This is a genomic window from Streptomyces viridosporus T7A (genome assembly GCF_008704515.1).
Lineage (GTDB): Bacteria > Actinomycetota > Actinomycetes > Streptomycetales > Streptomycetaceae > Streptomyces > Streptomyces viridosporus.
The window spans coordinates 3832827-3853081 of the sequence record NZ_CP023700.1; the positions used below are offsets into that span (position 1 = coordinate 3832827).

18 protein-coding genes and 1 pseudogene are annotated in these 20255 nt (G+C 74.6%); 7 read left to right on the top strand and 12 right to left on the bottom strand.

What is annotated here, in order from left to right:
* Positions 1–23: 23 nt before the first annotated feature.
* From CP969_RS17615 to CP969_RS17630, 3 genes are all read right to left on the bottom strand, one after another.
* Positions 24–482 carry an ATP-binding protein gene (locus CP969_RS17615; RefSeq protein WP_004986717.1) on the bottom strand — a complete coding sequence of 153 codons (459 nt, stop codon included), beginning with the start codon at positions 480–482 and terminating at the stop codon, positions 24–26.
* Between the two features lie 770 nt (positions 483–1252).
* Entirely contained in the window at positions 1253–1765 is a 513-nt protein-coding gene (locus CP969_RS17625) for an EF-hand domain-containing protein (RefSeq protein ID WP_004986715.1), read from the bottom strand.
* Positions 1766–2012: 247 nt separating this feature from the next.
* Positions 2013–2393, bottom strand: coding sequence for an STAS domain-containing protein (locus CP969_RS17630; protein ID WP_016825771.1), 381 nt, complete (start codon positions 2391–2393; stop codon positions 2013–2015).
* 362 nt (positions 2394–2755) lie between these two features.
* On the opposite strand from CP969_RS17630, the gene CP969_RS17635 reads away from it, so the two are divergent.
* Both CP969_RS17635 and CP969_RS17640 read left to right on the top strand, forming a co-directional pair.
* A complete protein-coding gene (locus CP969_RS17635) occupies positions 2756–3337 on the top strand; it encodes a sigma factor (protein ID WP_016825770.1) in 582 nt (193 codons plus the stop codon).
* Positions 3334–4599, top strand: a complete 1266-nt coding sequence (locus tag CP969_RS17640) for a zf-HC2 domain-containing protein (protein ID WP_063744520.1) — start codon at positions 3334–3336, stop codon at positions 4597–4599. Before CP969_RS17635 ends, CP969_RS17640 begins: the two co-directional genes overlap by 4 nt.
* A 32-nt stretch (positions 4600–4631) precedes the next feature.
* Here the strand turns inward: CP969_RS17640 and purU are convergent, their stop codons facing one another.
* Both purU and CP969_RS17650 read right to left on the bottom strand, forming a co-directional pair.
* Entirely contained in the window at positions 4632–5513 is an 882-nt protein-coding gene (purU, locus tag CP969_RS17645; RefSeq protein WP_004986703.1) for a formyltetrahydrofolate deformylase, read from the bottom strand.
* Positions 5514–5560: 47 nt separating this feature from the next.
* On the bottom strand, positions 5561–6007 hold the full coding sequence (locus CP969_RS17650) for an SCO4402 family protein (protein WP_016825768.1): 447 nt from the start codon (positions 6005–6007) through the stop codon (positions 5561–5563).
* 171 nt (positions 6008–6178) lie between these two features.
* Here CP969_RS17650 and CP969_RS17660 point away from each other — a divergent pair, with 171 nt between their 5' ends.
* On the top strand, positions 6179–7498 hold the full coding sequence (locus CP969_RS17660) for an ABC transporter substrate-binding protein (RefSeq protein ID WP_026085094.1): 1320 nt from the start codon (positions 6179–6181) through the stop codon (positions 7496–7498).
* A gap of 80 nt (positions 7499–7578) precedes the next feature.
* On the opposite strand, the gene CP969_RS17665 is transcribed toward CP969_RS17660, so the two are convergent.
* Both CP969_RS17665 and CP969_RS17670 read right to left on the bottom strand, forming a co-directional pair.
* Complete coding sequence (locus CP969_RS17665; protein WP_150474944.1) at positions 7579–9225, bottom strand: hypothetical protein; 1647 nt, start codon at positions 9223–9225, stop codon at positions 7579–7581.
* A gap of 243 nt (positions 9226–9468) precedes the next feature.
* A complete protein-coding gene (locus tag CP969_RS17670; RefSeq protein WP_016825766.1) occupies positions 9469–10854 on the bottom strand; it encodes a hypothetical protein in 1386 nt (461 codons plus the stop codon).
* A gap of 315 nt (positions 10855–11169) precedes the next feature.
* Between CP969_RS17670 and CP969_RS17675 the strand changes: the two genes are divergently transcribed.
* From CP969_RS17675 to CP969_RS17685, 3 genes are read left to right on the top strand one after another with little or no spacing between them, the layout of a single operon-like run.
* Positions 11170–11823 (top strand): bifunctional DNA primase/polymerase, encoded by a 654-nt coding sequence (locus CP969_RS17675; RefSeq protein ID WP_026085093.1) that lies wholly within the window; start codon positions 11170–11172, stop codon positions 11821–11823.
* A gap of 59 nt (positions 11824–11882) precedes the next feature.
* Positions 11883–12704, top strand: a complete 822-nt coding sequence (locus tag CP969_RS17680) for an ABC transporter ATP-binding protein (protein ID WP_063744519.1) — start codon at positions 11883–11885, stop codon at positions 12702–12704.
* Positions 12701–14293: a hypothetical protein gene (locus CP969_RS17685; protein WP_016825763.1), complete on the top strand. Its 1593-nt coding sequence runs from the start codon at positions 12701–12703 to the stop codon at positions 14291–14293. Before CP969_RS17680 ends, CP969_RS17685 begins: the two co-directional genes overlap by 4 nt.
* A gap of 106 nt (positions 14294–14399) precedes the next feature.
* On the opposite strand, the gene CP969_RS17690 is transcribed toward CP969_RS17685, so the two are convergent.
* Both CP969_RS17690 and CP969_RS17695 read right to left on the bottom strand, forming a co-directional pair.
* Positions 14400–15278: an alpha/beta fold hydrolase gene (locus CP969_RS17690; RefSeq protein WP_016825762.1), complete on the bottom strand. Its 879-nt coding sequence runs from the start codon at positions 15276–15278 to the stop codon at positions 14400–14402.
* Positions 15279–15871: 593 nt separating this feature from the next.
* A complete protein-coding gene (locus CP969_RS17695; protein ID WP_004986690.1) occupies positions 15872–16564 on the bottom strand; it encodes a metal-dependent transcriptional regulator in 693 nt (230 codons plus the stop codon).
* Between the two features lie 258 nt (positions 16565–16822).
* On the opposite strand from CP969_RS17695, the gene CP969_RS17700 reads away from it, so the two are divergent.
* Entirely contained in the window at positions 16823–17578 is a 756-nt protein-coding gene (locus CP969_RS17700) for an SIS domain-containing protein (protein WP_004986688.1), read from the top strand.
* Between the two features lie 70 nt (positions 17579–17648).
* On the opposite strand, the pseudogene CP969_RS34625 reads toward CP969_RS17700, so the two are convergent.
* The 3 genes and pseudogenes from CP969_RS34625 to CP969_RS17715 all read right to left on the bottom strand — a co-directional run.
* Positions 17649–17855 (bottom strand): annotated as a pseudogene (locus tag CP969_RS34625) (PLP-dependent transferase); the annotation flags it as partial.
* A gap of 24 nt (positions 17856–17879) precedes the next feature.
* The gene (locus CP969_RS17710; protein ID WP_039831598.1) at positions 17880–19304 is read right to left on the bottom strand and encodes a PAS domain-containing protein; all 1425 of its coding nucleotides are present in this window, start codon (positions 19302–19304) and stop codon (positions 17880–17882) included.
* Positions 19305–19624: 320 nt separating this feature from the next.
* Entirely contained in the window at positions 19625–20137 is a 513-nt protein-coding gene (locus CP969_RS17715) for a RidA family protein (protein WP_106431061.1), read from the bottom strand.
* Between the last annotated feature and the right edge of the window lie 118 nt (positions 20138–20255).

Sequence of the window (20255 nt, forward strand, 5' to 3'; positions counted from 1 at the left end):
GCCGACGACGTCCCGGCCCGGCCTCACACCGCTTCGTAGGCCAGACCGCCGTACGCCGACGTGCCGCCGCAGGGTGCCGCGGCCTCGCGCGCCTGTGCGCAGCGGTCCAGTTCGCACCAGATGCGCTTGCCGGCCCCCTCGGCGCTCCAGCCCCAGCGGTCGGCCAGGCCGTCCACCAGGGCGAGCCCGCGCCCGCCGGTGGCCTCCCCGTCCACACAGCGCGGCACCGGCGCCCGGCCGCTGCGGTCGGCCACCTCCAGGCGGACGGTGGCCTCCCCGTCCTCCGCGCCCGGCAGGGACAGCCGCAGCACGGCCGGACGGCCGGTGTGCACCACGGCGTTGGTGACGAGCTCCGAGACGAGCAGGATCAGCGTCTCGGCGAGCGGTTCGTCGGCCCTTATGCCGGACCCGGCCAGACGCGAGCGGGCCCACCGCCGGGCCCGTCCCACCTCAGCGGGGTCGGGCCGGATCTCCAGCTGCACTTGAAGCACCTGCACCGCTCACACCATCCGAACCGGCGGACACTTGGACTCGCGCCTCACGAGGGCCACGATCGTAGCCATTTTCTGCATGACCAGAACAACGGCCGAAAAAGGGATCACGGAACGTGAATCCCTTATAGGCCAGCATGGTTGACGTACAGTCACGCCAACAAGCGCTTCGGGCATATTCCAGCGCGAAGGAGTAGGCGTGCGGCATACTGTGCGACGCCCGCCCCGAGAAGTCGAACAGGCGGCGCCGCGGGGCCGAACCCCCGGGCGAGCAGCGGCAGGCACCGGTGGATCCGGGGTCGCCTCGGGGGCGACTCCGGCGCGGTGCGTGCTCACGACCACTCGCATCCCACACAAGGTACCGGAGCGGACCTCCGACTCCGGGTCGTGACGGGTCGCACACCGGGCACAACCCGGCAACAACGCTCCGTGACCACCGGCGTGCCACATTCCGTGACATTCGCGCGGGGGCGGCCCGTGGCGTCGCGGACGGCGACCGCCCGGGGAGCGGATCGGCGGCGCACGCTCCTCACCCTCCGCGCACGGGTGCGCACGGCGCGTCCCCGCCCGTGCGCAGGCGGGCTCCGGGTCCCGGACAGGGCCGGGTCCGCCCGGGAGGGCCCCGGCCGGGCTCGCGAACCGGGCGCGGGGCCGGGCGTGTTGCCCGCCCGGTCGCGCACGCGCGGGGCCCCGCCCGGCCGTACGGACCGGGGCGGGGCCCCGCGAAGGCGGTGCGCGGTGAGCGGGCCGGGCGCGGAGCGCTACTCGGGGACGGTGAAGTGGCGCGCGAAGGCCTGCACGACCTCCTCCTCGCCGATCCTGCCGTCGCCGTCCGCGTCCAGCGCGGCGGCCGCCGTACGGGCCGGCTCCTCGGGAACGCCGAGCATCCGGAGGGCGCGTGCCACGCCCTCGACGGCGGCCGTGCCGTCGTCGTCGGTGCCGGCGACGGCGAGGGCCGCGTGCAGGAAGGGACGGGCGATCTCCGCGAACCGGTCCGGGTTGTCCCGCAGCCGCTTGACCGCGCCGTTCACGAACTCCTCGCGCGTGATGCGCTGGTCGCCGTCCCGGTCCGCGATCCCCGCCATGCCCTGCCAGAACGCCTCGGCGCCGCCGTACAGGGCCTGGCCCCGGTCGGAACGGGCCGCGACGCCGAACTCGGTGAGCAGCGCCTTGGCCGCCGCGTTGAAGTCCTCTCGGTCGATGTAGCCGTTGCCGTCCTGGTCGAAGGTGGCGAACCGGGCCGCGATCCTGCGCTCGTACTCGCTGGTGACCATGTCTTTCTCAGGCCGCCTTAGGTCGGTGGGGTCGTCTCGCTGGGAGCGTACGACGTGCGGGGCCGTCCGGGAGACCGAAAGCGGCTCCTGTGCCAAGTCCGGGGGAATTCCGGGACAACCGTGTGGCACGGGCGGGTGACCTCGCACGGCCCCGCGGCCGGGGGCGGATGCGCCGGCGCGGTTGCCGCCGGACCGGCGCCGGACGGGCTTCCGCGGCCGGGCGGCGGGCCGCCGACGGGGGCGCGGCTCACGCCGACAGGGGGCGCGGGTCCTCGCCGACCGCGGACCGGACGTCCGGGTGGACGTCGAAGAGACGGCGGACGCCGAGGGCGCCGAGCACCTTGTTGACGTGGCTGCCGTCGGCGGCCCCCCGGTCGGGCAGGATCAGCCGCAGCGTGCCCTGGCACGAACGCAGCAGCCGCCGTGCGGCTATGAGCACGCCGACTCCGCTGGAGTCGCAGAACCACACGTCGGAGAGGTCCAGGACGAGGCTGTGCCTGCCGTCGGCCACCGCGTCGTGCACCCGCTGGCGCAGCACCGGGGAGGTCAGCAGGTCCAGTTCGCCCGACACCCGGAGCACGGCCCATCCGCCCTGCTCCCCGTCGGTCACTTTGAAGGTCACCACCACGCCCTTCGCTCTCCAAACGGAAGCAGCGCCTACGCTTCCTCGCAGCGCAGCTGCCCACCGGCCGTTCCCGGAAACGCGGCCCGAGAAACGGTTACCGAAAAGAAAGGTCCTGTTCCAATCGGCTTCTATCCGATTCGATCGTTTCCGATCAGGGCGACCCTGGGTACACACGCCCCCGAGGGCATCCGGCGTGCACGGTTCGGCCCCTTACCACCTGCGGCTCCACCGGGGGCGCACATTGCCACAAAGGGGCGTGCGTTGCGGGGCGTGCCGACTACATTTCGTGGAGACGGTGGGCGCACGCTGGACCCGGGAACCGACCGGCCCGGGACGTCGGGGGAGGACAGGGGGTGAGGGCCCGCATGACCAAAAGGGACGTACCGCCCCGCTGGGACCGCAAGATGCAGCAACGGCTCGCGCGCGGGGAGGCGGCCGCGCTCGGCGAGCTCTACGACCGGTTCGCCTCCCTCGTGCACGGCCTGGCCCATCGCGTCCTGGGCGAGGAGCGCGCCGCCGACGCGGTCACCCGGGACGTCTTCGCCCACGTCTGGCAGCACCCGGACACCTACGACCCCGGGCAGGGCCCGCTGCGCACCTGGCTCGCCGCGCTGACCAACCGGCTGGCCGTGCAGCGGCTGCGCACCACCGGGACCGCGGCACTCGCCCGCGGCGGCCCCGGCACCACGGAGGACCTGGAGCGCACGGTGCACCACGCCTCGGTGGCCGCCCGCGCCGACTACATCGTCCAGTCCATGCCGGCACCGCTGCGGGCGGCGCTGGAGCTGGCCTACTTCCAGCGCCGCGACTACCACCAGACCGCCGTCGACCTGGGCGTCACCGACGACGAGGCCCGCCGCCGCCTCCGCCTGGGACTGCAACTGCTGTCCACCGCCCACGACACCGAGGCCCCGGACTCCCCGCCGGGGATCGGGGGTGCCGCGTGAGCGAGGTGCGTTCCGAGCCGTACGACGCTCGGGCGGGGGAAGCGGGAGAAACAGGAGAAGGGGGAGGAGCAGGAGGAGCGGGCGAAGCGGGAGAAGCCGGAGAAGCCGCAGAAAGGGGACATCCCGGGAACGGGGCGGGCGGGCCGGACGGGCCGCTCGTGCTGGAGCACCGCGTGCTGAAGTCGCTGCTCGGCGCCTGGGCGCTGGCCGCCTGCTCGCCGGCGGAGGCGGAGGCCGTCGAGGAGCACCTCGGCGGCTGCGGGCCCTGCGCGGACGAGGCGCTGCGGCTGCGCGAGGCGGTCGGCCTGCTCCAGCGCCCCGAGAGCCTCGACCTGGACCCGGGTCTGCGCACCCGTGTCCTGGAGTCCTGCCTGGAGCGTCGGCCGCCGCGCATCCCCGTGCCGGAGTGGGCCGCCGCCTACGACGCCGAGACCGCGCGCCTGGACGCGCTGCTCCAGGACTTCGGGGACGCCGAGTGGCACGCGCCGGTGCGGCTGCGCTGGTACGAGGCCGACGAGGCGAGCACGCGCCGCACCACCGTCGCCGGGGTCATCGCCCACCTGCTGACGGTGGACGGGCTGGTCGCGGTCGCCCTCGGCCTGGAGGACCCGCTCGGGGACGTCCGGGCCGAGCGCCCCACCCCGGCGGCCCGCACCGAGGCCTACTGGCGTGCCGCCCACTTCCCGCCCACCCGCTCCGTACGGGCGCCCTGGCGGGAGCAGAGCCACCACCTCGTGCGGACCGCGTCCTTCACCGGCGGCGCCGGGCGGATGACGGTGTCGTACGGCGACTTCGAACTGCCCCTGCACGACGCGATGCTGGACCGGGCCTTCGAGTGCTGGGTGCACGCGGAGGACATCGCCGAGGCGGTGGACTACCCCTACGACCCGCCCTCCGGACGGCACCTGCACGGCATGGTCGACCTGGCCGCGCGGATGCTCCCGGTGGTGCTGGAGGCGCGTCGCCGGTCCGGGCTGGCCTCCCCCGTCGAGCGGCGCCTGGTCGCCGCCGGCGAACCGGGGCGCAGCCTGCGGCTGGAGATCGAGGGGTCCGGCGGCGGTGAGTGGCTGATCCCGCTGGACTCCCCCGCCGCCAAGGGCTCCGTCGAGCACGAGGTGGCCCATGTGGCGCTGGACGGGGCGGAGTTCTGCCGCCTGGCCGCGGGCCACGTGCCCCCGCAGGAGGCGGCCGTCGGTCAGGAGGGCGACCGCGAGGCGATCAGGGACGTCCTGCTCGCGGCGGCCTCCCTGAGCCGGATGTAGCGGGCCGGGGCCCCGGAGGGCGGGGTCCGCCGTTACGCGAACACCACCGTGCGCCGGCCGTTCAGCAGGATGCGGTGTTCCGCGTGCCACTTCACCGCGCGGGCGAGCGCCTGGCACTCCACGTCCCGGCCGACGGCGACGAGCTGGTCGGGGGTGGCGTCGTGGCCCACCCGCTCGACCTCCTGCTCGATGATCGGGCCCTCGTCGAGGTCGGCGGTGACGTAGTGCGCGGTGGCGCCGATGAGCTTCACGCCCCGGGCGTGCGCCTGGTGGTACGGCTTCGCGCCCTTGAAGCTCGGCAGGAAGGAGTGGTGGATGTTGATGATCCGCCCGGAGAGCTGCTTGCACAGGTCGTCCGAGAGGACCTGCATGTAGCGGGCGAGGACGACGAGTTCCACCTGCTCCTCGCGCACGATCTCCAGCAGCCGCGCCTCGGCCTCCGGCTTGGTCTCCTTCGTCACCGGGATGTGGTGGAAGGGGATGTCGTACGAGGAGACCAGCTCGGCGAAGTCGGTGTGGTTGGACACCACTGCGGCGATCTCCACGGGCAGCGCGCCGGTCCGCGCGCGGAACAGCAGGTCGTTCAGGCAGTGCCCGAACCTGCTGACCATCAGCAGGATGCGCATCTTCTGGTCGCCCCGGTCGATCCGCCAGTCCATCTGGAAGGAGTCGCCGATCGCCGCGAAGCTGGCCCGCAGCTTCTCCACGGTCACCGGGGCGTCCGCCGAGAAGTGGACGCGCATGAAGAACAGTCCCGTGTCGTGGTCGCCGAACTGCTGGCTGTCCTCGATGTTGCAACCGGTCATGAACAGGTAGCTGGACACGGCGTGCACGATGCCCTGCTTGTCGGGGCAGGACAGGGTGAGGACGTACTGGTCGGCCGGGGCCGCGGTTGGGATGGACTGCTCGCTCATGCAGGAAAGGGTCCCACACGGGGGGAAGCGCCCGACCGGCCGTTCCGCTACGCGGACCGCGTCAGGATCCGCAGCACCTCGAGGGTGCGCGGCGGGGCGTCGGGGTCCTCGCCGTCGCTCGCCGCCATCCGCACGTGCGCGTCCCGCGCGGCCCGTACCGCCTCCGGCCACCCGTGGTGCTCGAGGTAGGCGGTGACCGGCGCGTCCGGCCCGACCTGGTGCATGATCCGCAGCACCCGCAGCACCGCGGTGTCCACGAGCGCCGCCTCCTGGGAGTCGCGGAAGATCGTGCCGACGTACTTCTCGGCGGACCAGTTGTCCAGCCAGGTGTCCTCCACCAGCCGGTAGACCGCGTCGGTGACGTCACCGTAGCCGTCCACCCCGGCCAGCCATACGTCCCGCTGGAACACGGGGTCGGAGAGCATGTGCAGCGCGGAGCGCACATTGCTGCGCCAGCGCCACCACGGCATGTCGTTGAGTGGCATGCCGCCCATGGTGGAGGAGCGACGGCCGCGACGGGAAGAGTTCTCCGAACCTTGCACGGTGCTCGATCGTACGTTTCCGCGCGGCGCGGGTCGTACCGGGCCCCGTAATTCACCTCCGCGTCACCGCCCCTTGACCAAGAGTCACTCCGGGGTTGGCCGTGTGACGGAATGGTGCGCATCATGACCGGCAGGCGACGCACCCAGGGCACGCTCCTCTCCCGTCTCCTTCCCCGACGGACCCGACGGACCAGAGCCGGCGCCCCGACCGCGGTCGCGGTGGCGGCGTGCGCGACGCTCGTCGTCGGCTGCGGGATCGTCCCCGGCACCGCGGAGGGCTCCGGGGACGGCCCGATCACCGTGATGACCTGGGCGCCCGAGGGAACCAACTCCACCAACAAGGCCGGAATGCCCGCGTTCGCCCAGGCCTATGCCCGTTGGGTCAACGCCCAGGGCGGCATCAACGGCCGCCGGCTGTCCGTCCTGACCTGCAACGAGAAGAACGACACCGTGGGCGTCGCCCGGTGCGCCCGGCGCGCGGTCGAGGAGGACGCCGTCGCGGTCGTCGGCTCCTACAGCGTGCACGCCGACTCCTTCCTGCCCACCCTCGAGGGCGCCGGCATCCCGTACATCGGCGGCTACGGCATCACCAACGACGAGTTCACCAGCCCCCTGTCCTACCCCGTCAACGGCGGTCAGCCGGTGCTGCTGGCGGGCCTCGGCCGCACCCTCGCCGACACCTGCGGCCCGGTCGCCCTGGTCCGGCCCGACACCATCGCGGGCGACCAGTTGCCCCCGCTGCTCGACTCGGGCCTCGCGGCGGGCGGGCACGCGCCGACCGGGGACCTGCGGGCACCGGAGGACGCCACCGCGTACGGCGGCGAGGCGCGGCAGGCGCTGCAGCGCACCGCCACCGGCGCGGCGGAGCCCGGCTGCGTCGTGCCCGCGCTCGGCGACCGCACGAGCACCTTCATGGACTCCTTCCGGCGGGCCCGCAGCGACTTCCCCGAGGTGCGCACCGCGACCGTGCTGGGCAGCGTCGACCAGTCGGTGCTCGACACGTCCGGCGGGGCGTCGGGGCCGTACGAGGGGGCGTACGTCACCGGCTGGTACCCGGCGGCGGGCGACGCCCGCTGGAAGCCGATGAAGAAGGTGATCGAGGAGGAGGCGTTCGGCGACAACCGGATCGACGCCGCGGACGCCGGGGTGCAGACCACCTGGATCGCCTACACCGTCTTCCGGCAGGTCGTCGAATCGCTCGGCGACGGCGAGGTGACCGCCGACACCGTGAGCGGGGCCCTGGACGGCGGGCTGAAGGTCACCACGGGCGGGCTCACCCCCACCCTGCGGTGGAAGTTCCAGGACAGGCTCGCCGCCGTCGGCTTCCCCCGCCTGGTCAACGCCAACGCCACCCTGCAGGTGGTCCGGGACGGCCGGCTGGTGTCGGCCCGCGACGGCTTCACCGACGTCACCGGGACCCTGCTCGAGGCGGACCTGGCGTAACACGACCTGGCGCAACGCCTCGAGCGGGCGCGGCGCAGAGCGCCGTCCGTCAGGGGCCCGTCACAGCTGGGTCGGGTCCGTCACAGCTGGGTCGGCTGGCGCTGGGGCAGGCCGTGCTGCTGGGCGATGGTGTTCCACAGCTTGGACGCCTTGGTCTTCTCGGCGGTCGCGGTGCCGCTGGCCTGGTTGCCGGCCCGGGTCCGGCCGGTCGTGCGGGCCTCGCCCTTCTTGCAGCCCTTCTTGCCGGCGACCTGGTCGGCCCAGGCGGCGTAGTGGTCGTCGGCCGCCGCCGACGCCTGCCACGCCTTGGTGAGCGCGGTGGTCAGCGCCTCGTGTTCGGGCAGCTTGTCCACGGAGAGGCGGGAGAGGTCGGTGACCAGCTGGTTGCGCTGCCGGGCCGCGTCCCGCAGGTTCGCGGCCGCCTGGTCGAGGTTCCGGCAGGCCTTCACGTCGGCCACCGCGTTGATCACGGCGGTCCGGCTGTCGCCGCTGTGGGCCAGCAGCTTGTCCAGCTCGACGGCCTGCTGGCGGACCGGGTCGACGGACGGCGAGGCGGAGGGCGGGGCGGAGGGCTGCTCGCTCGTGGGGGCGGTGGCGGAGACCGTCTGCTTCTTGCCGTCCTCGTCGCCCCCGCTGTTGCCGAGCAGCGCGCCCGCGCCGATGCCGACGACCGCGATGCCGACGCCGACCGCCGCGAGCAGCGGTGCCCGCGAGCCGGTGCGGCCGCGGCCGGTACCCCGTCCGCCGCCCCGCCCGCCGTCGTGGGCGGCCCGCCGGCCGCCGGACGGGGGCGGGGGCGGAGGGGCCTGTGCGGGCGCGCCGTACTCGACGCGCGGGAGCTGCTGGGTGGAGCCGGCCCGGTCGTCGCCGTCGGCGCGGAAGAGGTTGTCGAACTCGGCGGGCGGCTGCCGGTCGCCGTCGCCGGGCGGGGCGCCGTGGGCCGGGCCGGCCGCCTGGTCGGTCACGGGGGCGATGTACTGGGTGGCCTCGGTGTCGGGGTGGCCCGGGAACCGGTTCGCCGCGGGGCCGTGTCCGGCGGGCACCTCGGGCGGCAGCGCGCCCGGGTCCACCGGGGGTATGTACTGCGTCGCCGCCTCGTCGCCGCCGGCGGGCACCGGCGGCAGGAACTGGGTGGCCCCCTCCGACCCGTCGGGCGCCGCGCCCGGGACGGGCGGCAGGTACTGGGTGGCGCCCTCGGGCGACACCGGCGGCAGCGGGGCGCCGTACGCGTCCGCGGCGGGGGCGCCGTAGGCGGCGCCGTTCTGCGGCGGCAGCGGGGCTCCCGGGCCGCCGTAGAGGCCGGCGCCGTGCCCGCCGGGGTGGCCGCCGTACCCGGCGTCCGGCTGCGGCGCCGGCGCGCCGCCGTACGGGGCGGGGCCGCCGTTCGCCGGGGGCGGGGCGCCCTCGGGCGGCAGCGGGCCGGGGCCCTGTCCGGCCCAGGCGGCCTGCTGCGCCCGGGCGTCCCACTGCGGGTCGGGCGGGGACGGCCAGCCCTGGCCGGGCGGCGGGGCGGGCGACTGCGGCTCGGAACCCCACGCCCCGCCCCAGCCCTGGCCGCCGGAGGGAGCCGAGGAGGAGTCGGCGGGGTGCCGGCCGTCCGCGCCGCCGGGGCCGACCGGTCCGGCCGTCATGCCCGGCAGCAGGGGTTCACCGCCGTCGGAGGGCAGCACGATGCCTTCGCGCGCGGGGCGCGCCGAGGGCTCCTCGCCCTGTCCACTCTGCGTCACCGGGACTCCTACCAATGGGGGACCTTGTGAATCGTCGGCTCACGCTACCGGGTCCTCCGAGGCCGGTGCCACGCAGCACCTAACCCGACCTCCTTCCCTGTGAGCGCGGTAACAAAACCGGCTCGCCGTACGCTGATGACGTCACCCGCTCCGCTCCGGCCGCGCGTTCCCCGCGCGTTCACCCCCCGGGCTCCCCGGTGTTCACGCGGCCACCGGGCCACCGCGCCGCGCGGCGGCCCGTGTTCACGCGGCCGCCCGGAACTCCATGCGCGCCCCGAACTCCCGGACCGCCGACTCCTCCCGGTACGGCTCCAGGCGCTGCTGGAGGTCCTCCAGGTAGACGGCGCCCCGGTCGGACCTCAGCCCGTCGAGCAGTTCCACCGCCTTCAGGCCCGTACCGCAGGCCTGTTCGACCTCCCGCTGCTGGACCTGGGCGGTGGCCAGCAGCACGTAGCCGATCGCCCGCCGCCGTGCCCGCGACTCGGGGTGGCCGGCCAGGGCCTCCCGGGCGTACCGGGCGGCGGCCTCGGCCTGTCCGAGGTCGCGGTGGCAGTGTGCCAACTCGTCGGCCAGGTAGGCCTCGTCGAAGTGCGCGATCCACGCCGGGTCGTCCCCCGAGGCCGCGTCGGCCGCCTCCATGGCACTCACCGCGCGCCCGACCGCCTCGTACGCGGCGTGCACGTCGCCCATCAGCGCGTGCCCGCGCGCCTCCGCCGCGTGGAACATCGCCTCCGCGCGGGGGGTCACGCGCCCCCGCGCGCCCTCCTGCGCCGCCCGCGCCAACTGGGCGATCTCACGCGGGTTCCCGAGCTGTGCGGCCAGGTGGCTCATGGAGGCGGCGAGCACGTACCCGCCGTACCCGCGGTCCCCGGCCGCCTGCGCCAGCCGCAGCGCCTGGATGTAGTAGCGCTGGGCCAGGCCCGGTTGCCCGGTGTCGACGGCCATGTACCCGGCGAGCTCGGTCAACCGCGCGACGGCGGCGAACAGTTCGCGCCCGACGGCCTCCCGGTACGACCCCGCCAGCAGGCCCGAGACCACGCTGTTGAGGTAGTGCACGACGACCGGGCGCACGTGCCCGCTGCCGTACTGGTGGTCCAGGTCCACCAGCGCCTGCGTCATGGACCGCACGGCCGCCACGTCGGACCGGCCCACGCGCGGCCCGGCCGAGCGCGCCACCTGCGCGTCGGGCGTGGAGATCAGCCAGTCACGGCTCGGCTCCACCAGCGCGGAGGCGGCGACGGAGGAGCCGGACAGGAAGTCCCGCCGGCCCACGTCGCTGCGCCACAGCTCGCAGACCTGCTCGATGGCCCCCAGTACCGTCGGCGAGAACTGGAGGCCGACGCCCGCCGCGAGGTTCTTGCCGTTGGCCATGCCGATCTCGTCGATCGTGACCGTACGGCCCAGTTTGCGGCCCAGCGCCTCCGCGATGATCGCCGGCGCCCGGCCCCTCGGCTGCTGTCCGCGCAGCCACCGGGCCACCGACGTCTTGTCGTAGCGCAGGTCGAGGCCGTGCTCGGCGCCGCACATGTTGACCCTGCGGGCCAGTCCGGCGTTGGAGCAGCCGGCTTCCTGGATGAGCGCCTGCAGCCGTTCGTTCGGCTGCCGCGCGACGAGAGGCCTTGCGGCCATGGCGTACCCCCTGAGGCTGCGGTGCCTGCTCACGCACCGAGTTGACGTGTCTTCCGCGGCCGTGTCTCCCGCGTCCCGGCGGGAAGTCCGGCCGTGAAGATCGATGCCCCGCCGATGTGCCGGTAATGCGAGGTGTGCGAAGATTGCCGGGGTAACGGCTGATCCCGGCCCTCCTCGTGGTTACCCACCCGCCGACGCCGATCCTCACGCGCGCCCCCGCACATGCACCCATGCGCCCCGGCCCCGGGGCCGGTGCCCCTCCCCCGCGCACGCCCGGGGGCGTAACCCCCGGTGACGGCCGTAGTTGTGTTCATCGTGGAAGAGACGATCCCGGGCACCGAGGCCGCACAGATCCCGACGCAGCGCGGGGCATCGCTGCTGGACACCGCAGTTCGCTGCACCGAGGAGCGGCACTGGGACGTGTTCCCGGGCACCTGGCTGGAGACCGTCGGCGGGGCGCACCGCTGCTCGTGCGGTGACGCCGTGTGCCCCGCGCCCGGCGCACATCCGGCCGGGCCCGACTGGGCGGCCCGGGCGACCGGCAGCGCCACCGTCGCCCGCCGCCTGTGGCAGGAGCAGCCGACCGCCTCGGTGCTGCTGCCCACGGGCCGTGCGTTCGACGCGGTCTCGGTGCCCGAGACGGCCGGGTTCCTGGCGCTGGCCCGGATGCAGCGGATGGGGCTGCCGCTCGGGCCGGTGACCCTGACGCCCCGGCGGCGCATGGAGTTCTTCGTGCTGCCGGGCGCGGCGGCGAAGGTGCCGGGCCTGGTGCGGGGGCTGGGCTGGGCGCCGTCCTCACTCGATCTGGCGGTGCTGGGCGAGGGGGCGTACGTCGCCGCACCGCCCACGCGGTTCGGGTCCCGGGGGGCCGTGCAGTGGGTCTGCCGGCCGACACCGGCGAACCGGTGGCTGCCGGACGCGGAGGAGCTGATCCCGCCCCTGGCCTACGCGTGCGGGAGGGACCGGTAGGGCGCCGCCCGGGCGCACCGCGCCCCTCCGGGGCACCGCGTCCCCCTTTAGGGTTCGGGGTGACGGAGGGAGACGTGGTGGGTGCTGACACGGTGGGCGCCGGCGCGGCGGGTACGGCCGCCGTACGGGTGCGGGGGCTCTGGAAGCGGTTCGGGCAGCAGGTCGCGGTGGCCGGGATCGATCTGGAGCTGCCCGCGGGCAGGTTCATCGGGCTCGTCGGGCCGAACGGGGCCGGGAAGACCACCACGCTGTCGATGGTGACCGGGCTGCTGCGGCCCGACCAGGGCACCGTCGAGGTGGTCGGGCACGACGTGTGGCGCGACCCGGTCGAGGTCAAGGCCCGGATCGGGGTACTGCCGGAGGGGCTGCGGCTGTTCGAGCGGCTGTCGGGACGTGAACTGCTCGCCTACTCGGGCCGGTTGCGCGGGATGCCCGGCGCCGAGGTCGACAAGCGCGCCACCCAGCTCCTCGACGTCCTCGACCTGGCCGGGGCCCAGCACAAGCTCGTCGTCGACTACTCGACCGGCATGCGCAAGAAGATCGGCCTCGCCGCCGCCCTGCTGCACAACCCCGAAGTGCTCTTCCTGGACGAGCCGTTCGAGGGCGTCGACCCGGTCTCCGCGCAGACCATCCGCGGCGTCCTGGAGCGGTACACGGCGTCCGGCGCCACGGTCGTGTTCTCCTCCCACGTCATGGAGCTGGTGGAGTCGCTGTGCGACTGGGTGGCGGTGATGGCCGCGGGCCGGATCCGCGCCCACGGCCCGCTCGCCGAGGTGCGCGGCGAGGCGCCCTCGCTGCAGCGGGCGTTCCTGGAACTCGTCGGCGCGGACGGCCGCGACGCCGGCCTCGACCTCGACTGGCTGGGCGGGGGCGCCCGGTGAGCGCCCCCGCGATCACCCCCGTCGTCGTCCGGCTGAAGCTGTCCCTGCTGCGCAACGGCCTGCGGCAGTCGGGCGGACGCAGGGCGGCGTACATCGCCTCCGCCGTGATCGCCCTGCTGTTCGCCGCGCTCCAGCTCCTCGGCCTGATCGCGCTGCGGGGTTTCGACCACGCCGAGTCGCTGGTGGTGCTCCTGGTGGCGGTGCTGGGGCTGGGCTGGGCGGTGATGCCGCTGTTCTTCCCCGGCGGCGACGAGACCCTGGACCCGACCCGGCTGGTGATGCTGCCGCTGCGGCCCCGTCCGCTGGTGCGGGCCCTGCTCGTGGCCTCGCTGGTGGGCATCGGGCCGCTGTTCACGCTCTGCCTGCTCGTCGGTTCGGTGATCGCCGTCGCGCACGGCGGTGCCGCCTTCGCCGCCGGTGTCCTCGCCGTACCGCTGGCGCTGCTGGTGTGCGTGGCGCTCGCGCGGGCCGTCGCCGCCGCCAACGTGCGGCTGCTGACCAGCCGCAGGGGCCGGGACCTCGCGGTGCTCAGCGGACTGGTGATCGCGGTCGGGGCCCAGCTGGTCAACTTCGGGGCGCAGCGGCTGGGTTCCTCCGGTCTCGAACAGCTCGGCCCGGCGGCGGACGTGGTGCGGTGGATCCCCCCGGCGTCGGCGGTCGGCGCGGTGCACTCGGCGGGCGAGGGCGCGTACGGTGCCGCCGCCGTCCAACTGCTGCTGAGCGCGGCGGCCCTGGCGGGGCTGCTGGTGCTCTGGGCGCGGTCCCTGACCCGGCTGATGACCGCGCCCGACGGCTCCACCCTCCAGACCTCCCGGGCGGCCGCCCGCGACCGCACGTCGACCGGGCTCGCCCGGCTGCTGCCCCCGGGCCGCACCGGTACGGTCATGGAACGCAGCCTGCGCTACGTCTGGCGCGACCCCAAGACCAAGGCCGCGTGGGTGACCTCGCTGGCGATCGGCCTGATCGTGCCGGTGTTCAACGCCTGGCAGGGCACCGGCTCGGTGTACCTCGCCTGCTTCGCCGCCGGGATGCTCGGCATCCAGATGTACAACCAGTTCGGGCAGGACACCTCCGCGTTCTGGATGGTCGCGATGACCGTCTCCTCCACCCGGGACGCCTACGTCGAACTGCGCGCCCGCGCGCTGGCCCTGCTGCTGATCACCCTGCCGTACGCCACGCTCGTCACCGTCCTGACGGCCGCGATGCTCGGCGACTGGCCGCTGCTGCCGGAGGCGCTGGGCCTGTCCTTCGCCCTGCTCGGGGCGATGCTGGCGACGGGCGCGTGGACCTCGGCGCGCTTCCCCTACTCCATTCCGCAGGAGGGGTACAAGAACGTCGCCCCCGGGCAGGTCGGGCTCGCCTGGGTCTCCATCGTCGGCGGCATGGTCGCGGCGGCCGTGCTGTGCGCACCGGTCATCGCCCTCACCGTCTGGCTGCACGCCGGCGCGGACGGCGACGCCGGGCGGTGGCTGCTGCTGCCGGTGGGCACGCTGTACGGAGCGGCCCTGACGCTGCTGGGTCTGCGCCTCGCCGCCCCGCAGGCGGCCCGCCGCCTGCCGGAGATCCTCGCGGCGGTCAGCAAGGGGTGACCCGGGCGCCGGGAGGGCGCGCCGGGTCCCGCCGGGAACGGCCGGGAGCAGGGGAACGGCCGGGAGTGGCCGGGAAGGGACCCGGACGCCGCCCCGCTCCGGCGCGTCAGGGCCGGCTGAGCGCGTCCAGGAACGGCTCGATCGCCGCCCGCCAGGCCTCCGGCTGGTCGTAGTGGACCAGGTGGCCCGCGTCGGCCACCTCCGCGTACCGGCCGTGCGGCAGGACCCGCACCATCTCCTGCGCCTCCGCACGGCCCAGCTCGCCGTCGAGGCCGCGGACCACCAGGGCGGGGCAGCGGACCTGGGCCAGCTCGTCCCAGTGGGCGTCGGACACCCAGGTCTCGCGGGAGCGGAGCATCTGCTCCGGGTCGAACACCGGACGCCAGCCGTCCGGGGACTCGGCCATCACCTCGGCGTAGAACTCGCCGCGGGCCGGGTTGGGCCGCTCCACCCACGGGTCGTCCTCGCCGAACCACTTGCGCACGTCGGCGAGCGTGGCGAACGGGACCGGCCAGGCCTTGAACCACTCGGCCCACTCGTGCTGCGAGGCACCGCCGAGGGCGGAGGCCCGCATGTCGCAGATGATCAGCCCGCGGACCAGGTCGGGCCGCTTGGCGGCCAGCTGCCACGCCGTCAGCGCGCCCATGGCGTGGCCGATGAGGACGGCCGGACCGAGACCGAGCTGTTCGAGGGCGGCCTCGGCATCGTCGACGTAGGCGTCGCGGGTGAAGGCGGCCTGGGAGGGCTTGTCGCTGCGGCCGTGGCCGCGCTGGTCGAGGGCGACGGCGCGGTGGCGCTCGGAGAGCCAGCGGGCGGTGGGCGCCCAGTGCGAGGCGCGGCCCATCAGTCCGTGCAGTAACAGCACGCCCGGGGCGCCCTGCGCGGCGCCCTCCGCCGGGTCGGTGCCGGTCTTGGCCGGATCGCCGAACTCCCAGGCGGCGAGTCGTACGCCGTCCGCCCCGGTCACGTCGATGCGTCGCGCCATGGTCGTGGCACCCCCAAGCTCCCTGACTGCCCGCTGCCTGCCGTGCTCGTCCTGCCCGTTGCGACTGTGCCCGCAGATTATCGAATGTGCATTCGAAAACGCCGTTCCGGCCGTCAACACCCCTCGTTCGAGTGACACCCTCCAAGGATTGATCGCCGCGACCCAGGGGAGATCTTCAACGGGGGGCGGACCGCTCGGGGAAACCGGTCCGCGGGAAATGACCCTGGGAGCTCGGGGCTCCGGGTCAGCACAGGGGAGGACAGGCCCCGGCGCCGTACGGCGCCGGGGCTCCTCACGTGGTCACGGCACATCCTCCCGCCCCTCCCCGGCCGGGGTGACATCGCTGTCGGGCCCGGCCAAGAACCCCTCAGGTCATATGCCTCGCGCAACAGCCTCGCACGCGAACCCGGTGAGCGCTGCCCTTCGGCGTACCGGATCGCGGATTCGACGCGATCACGTCGGCGCGCCGTCCGCTCCCCGGACCGGCACCGCAGCCGCTCCCCGGATCCACGCGGCAGCCACCCCGCGGACCGACGCGGCAGGCACGCCGCCTGCCGCGTCGGCGCGGTCGCGCACCGGGCGCGCGGTTCCGGTCAGGGCTTGGCGACGAACACGTGGGAGGCGACGTCCGACTGCAGCTCGGCCGCCTCGCCGCCGCTGCCGACCAGCACCCCGCCCGCCGACTCCGTCACGCTCACCACCGAACCGGGCTGCACACCCGCCCGGCGCAGCGTGTACATCAGCTGCGCGTCCGTCTGGATCGGCTCGCCGATCCGGCGCACCACGACCGTCTTGCCCTCGGAGCCCGGGTCGAGGTCGGCCAGCGAGACCATGCCCTCGTGCAGGAACGGGTCGGCGCCGTCCTTCTCACCGAGCTCCTCCAGCCCCGGGATCGGGTTGCCGTAGGGCGACTCGGTCGGGTGCCGCAGCAGCTCCAGCACGCGGCGCTCCACGGCCTCGCTCATCACGTGCTCCCAGCGGCAGGCCTCGGCGTGCACCTGCTCCCACTCCAGACCGATCACATCGACGAGCAGGCACTCGGCGAGACGGTGCTTGCGCATCACGCGCGTGGCCAGCCGGCGACCCTCCTCCGTGAGCTCCAGATGGCGGTCGCTGGCGACGGACACCAGGCCGTCGCGCTCCATCCGCGCCACCGTCTGGCTGACCGTCGGCCCGCTCTGGTCGAGCCGCTCGGCGATCCGGGCGCGCATGGGGACCACACCTTCCTCCTCCAGCTCGAGGATGGTGCGGAGATACATCTCCGTGGTGTCGATCAGTCCGGACATACGTGCCCCTCACGAGATCTGCGATTAGCCCTGCCGGAGGCTGGACGGCTCACCGGCGCGTGCGCTGGCCCAGGAATCAATTCTGACGCATACGGCTGACAAGCGTGCCGCGCCGTGGAGACGGGGGCTCCCCGGGGTGCCGCGGCTCCGGCGGACGACCGCACCGGCCCCGGGGCCCGCGCCCCGTCCGCCGTATTGACACGGCACTGGTCCGGACCGCACGGTGATCCGCAGCAGAGCCACCCGAAGGGATGCCGCATGAGCGACCGCACGCCGGCCGACCGGTTCCTCGACGCCGCGATCGACCTGCTGCAGCGGGTGCGCGACGAGGAGGCCGACTCCCTCGCGGCCGCGGGCACGCTGCTCGCCGACACCGTCGCGGACGGCGGCCGGCTCTTCGCCTTCGGCGCCGGCCACTCCTCCCTCGCCGCACAGGACCTCGTCTACCGCGCGGGCGGCCTGGCCCTGATGAACCTGCTCGCCGTCCCGGGCGTCGTCGGCGTCGACGTGATGCCGGCCACGCTGGGCTCCGCCCTGGAGCGGGTCGACGGGCTCGCGGGCGCGGTGCTCGACTCCTCGCCGGTCCGCGCGGGCGACGCCCTGGTGATCGTCTCCCTGTCCGGCCGCAACGCCCTCCCCGTGGAGATGGCCATGAACGCCCGCGCCCTGGGCGCGCGGGTCATCGGCGTGACCTCGGTGGCGTACGCGGACCGGACGACGTCCCGGCACTCCTCCGGGACGTTCCTGAAGGACCACTGCGATCTCGTCCTGGACTCCAAGATCGAGGTGGGCGACGCGGAGCTCACCCACGACGACGTCCCGGCCCCCTTCGCCCCCGCGTCCACGGTCGTCACCACGGCCCTCCTGCAGGCCGTCGTGGCCACCGCCGCCGCCACCCTGGCCGACCGCGGCATCGAGCCCCCGCTCCTGCGCTCCGGCAACGTGGACGGCGGCCACGAGTGGAACAACCGCGTCCTGGAGCAGTACGGGGACCGGATCTTCTACCGGCGCTGAACCCGGCGTCCGACGCCGGCGGACCGCCGCCGCGCGTCCCCCCGCCCGCGTCGTCCGCGTTCACCCGTGCCATGTGCAGCCGCAGCGTGTACGGGCTGCGGCGCAGCAGGAGGGTCGTGTTGCCGTCCATGACGGGTCCGGTGGTGTCGCGGTACCAGCGCAGTTGGTCGATGAGGTCCTGCCGGCCCGACGCGACGCCCGCGACGATGTGGCCGTGTCCGCTGAGGTACTTGGTCGCGCTGAACAGGACCAGGTCCACGCCCCACTGGAGGGCGTGGAAGTTCGGGGGCGGCGCGGGCGGTCACGGCCCGTCCGAGCCCGCCCCGGCCTCCCCGGTCAGCTCCGCCAGGTCCAGGGCCGCGGCGATGTGCACCGCCACGTCCTCCGCGTACACCGCGTCGGAGCGCTCGAACGCGTTCCGGCCCGCGCCGCGCAGAAACGTCACGGCACCCAGGGTCCGGCCCCGGCTGCGCAGCACCGTGCACAGGGCGTGCACCGCGTCCGCCGGCCACTGCCGCGCCAGCGCCCACGCCCGCGCCTCCTCGGCGGTCACGGACCCCGCGGCGGCCCGCACCGACCCGATCCGCGCCACGCACTGCACCGCCGGGTGCTCCTCGCCGTAGCGCACCGGAAGGCCCGCCCGGCCGACGAGCCTGCTCGGGCCCGGCGCCCGGGACGGCGTGGCCGCGATCCGCACCAGCCGGACCCGCCCGGCGGCCTCCGCGTCGTCCGCCCTGCCGTCGGCGACCCGGTCGATCAGCGCGTGGTCGGCGAAGCCGGCGAGCGCGAAGTCGAGGTGGACCGTCGCCGCCTCCGCCGGGTCCTCGCACTCCGCGGCGGCCCGCGCCGCCCGGTGCAGCTGCTGCGCGCGGAACCGCAGCAGCGAGGCCTCCTGCTCCCCCTGCCGGGCCTCGGTCACGTCCTGGAACATCCAGCCGACACCGAGCGGAACCGGTTCCTCCGACAGCGGTGACGCCAGCCGCACGAACCCGCTCCGCCAGCACCGCCGCCGCTCGCCCTCCGGCGTCCGCACGCTCACCCACATCTCGGCGGGCGCGGGCGGCGCACCCTCCGCCAGCACATGGGTGAGCGCGCTCTCCAGCTCCTCCACCCCCTGCGACAGCAGCTCACCGAGCGGCCGCCCCAGCACGGACGTCCGCCCCGCGCCCAGCGCCCGCGCCGCGTGCGCGTTCACCACCGCGGGGCGCAGATCGGCGTCGACCAGCACCACGCCCCAGCTCGCGTCCTCCAGCAGCGCCTCGCTCAGGGCGATCGAGCGCTCCAGGTCGATCTGCGCGTGCACCTCGCTGAACGCGCAGTACACCCCCGCCGGCTTCCCGTCCGGCCCGCGCACCGCCGCGGACTGCGTCCGCACCAGCACCCGGCCGCCGTCCTTGGTCAGCAGCGCGAACTCGTGCACCTGCCGGCCCGGGGCGTCCATGGCCGACATCAGCCGTGCCTCGACCTCCGCGGCGTCCGCGCTGCGCACGGCCCACCCGGCGAACCCGCGCCGACCCACCGCCTCGGCCGCGGTCCACCCGAGGATCCGCTCCGCCTCGCGGTTCCAGTGCGTCACGACCCCGTCCGCGGCGAAGGCGCACAGGGCGGCGTCCATGCCGTCCAGCAGCGCGGCGAGCAGATCGGACCCGTCCGAACCCTCCCGCCCGGGCTCGGGCTCGTCCGGCCCCAGCTCGTCGGTGGCCCCACTACGCCGGGAAGCACTCACCTGGACCCCCTGCAGGCTGCGTCCGCACGCACGGCACGCCGGTTCGCTCACTTGCAATCATTGAACTTGAACGTGATGCAGCGCACATTCGGTTCCCACAAGATTGAGGGAATCGTTGCACAGTACCGCCCTGATCCGGCCCCCGGCGGTCCCCCGGAACGATCTCCGGGAGGCCGGGCCCGCCGCCCGGCCGGCGGGAACGGCGGCACCGCGCGGTGCGGTGCCGCGGGCTCGGCGGCACCGACGCCCGGCCGACGGGGCCCGGCGTCCGGAGCACGACCGCCCGGCCGCGGATCGACCCGTGCGGCGGGGCGGCACGCTCACGTCGTGGCCGTGCCGCCCCGCTCCGGCACGGCCTCGCCGTCCGCGGTCCCACCGTCCGCGGCCTCGACGCGGAGAACGGCCGCCGGCCGGTCCGCCGCCTTCCGGCCGGGGGCCCCGGCCCCGCTGCCCCGCCGCGCGTCCACCTCGATCTCGATCCTCATCCGGGGGTCCGCGAGACCGCACTCCAGCATCGTCGCGGCCGGGCGCACCTCACCGAAGTACCGCTTCAGCACCGGCCAGCACGGCTCGAAGTCCTCCCGCGCGGGCAGCAGGTACCGCACCCGCACGACGTCGGCGAAGCCGCACCCGGCCTCCTCCAGCGCGGCCCCGATGTTCCGCAGGCACTGCTCGGCCTGCTCCACGACGTCGTCGGAGATCGTCATCGTCGCGTAGTCGAACCCGGTCGTCCCCGACACGTACACGCGGTCACCGTCGACGACGGCCCGTGCGTACCCGATCCGCTCCTCGAACACCGACCCGCTGAGAACCGCCCGCCGCATCCCGTTCATGCGCGGCACGCTAGGTGATCACCGCGCGGCCGTCACCGGAATCTCGGAAAAAGAGGTTGATGCCGGGCCCGGTGGTTTCCTAGGGTTTCAGGTACATGAGAAGGGAGGTGGTTCGGCA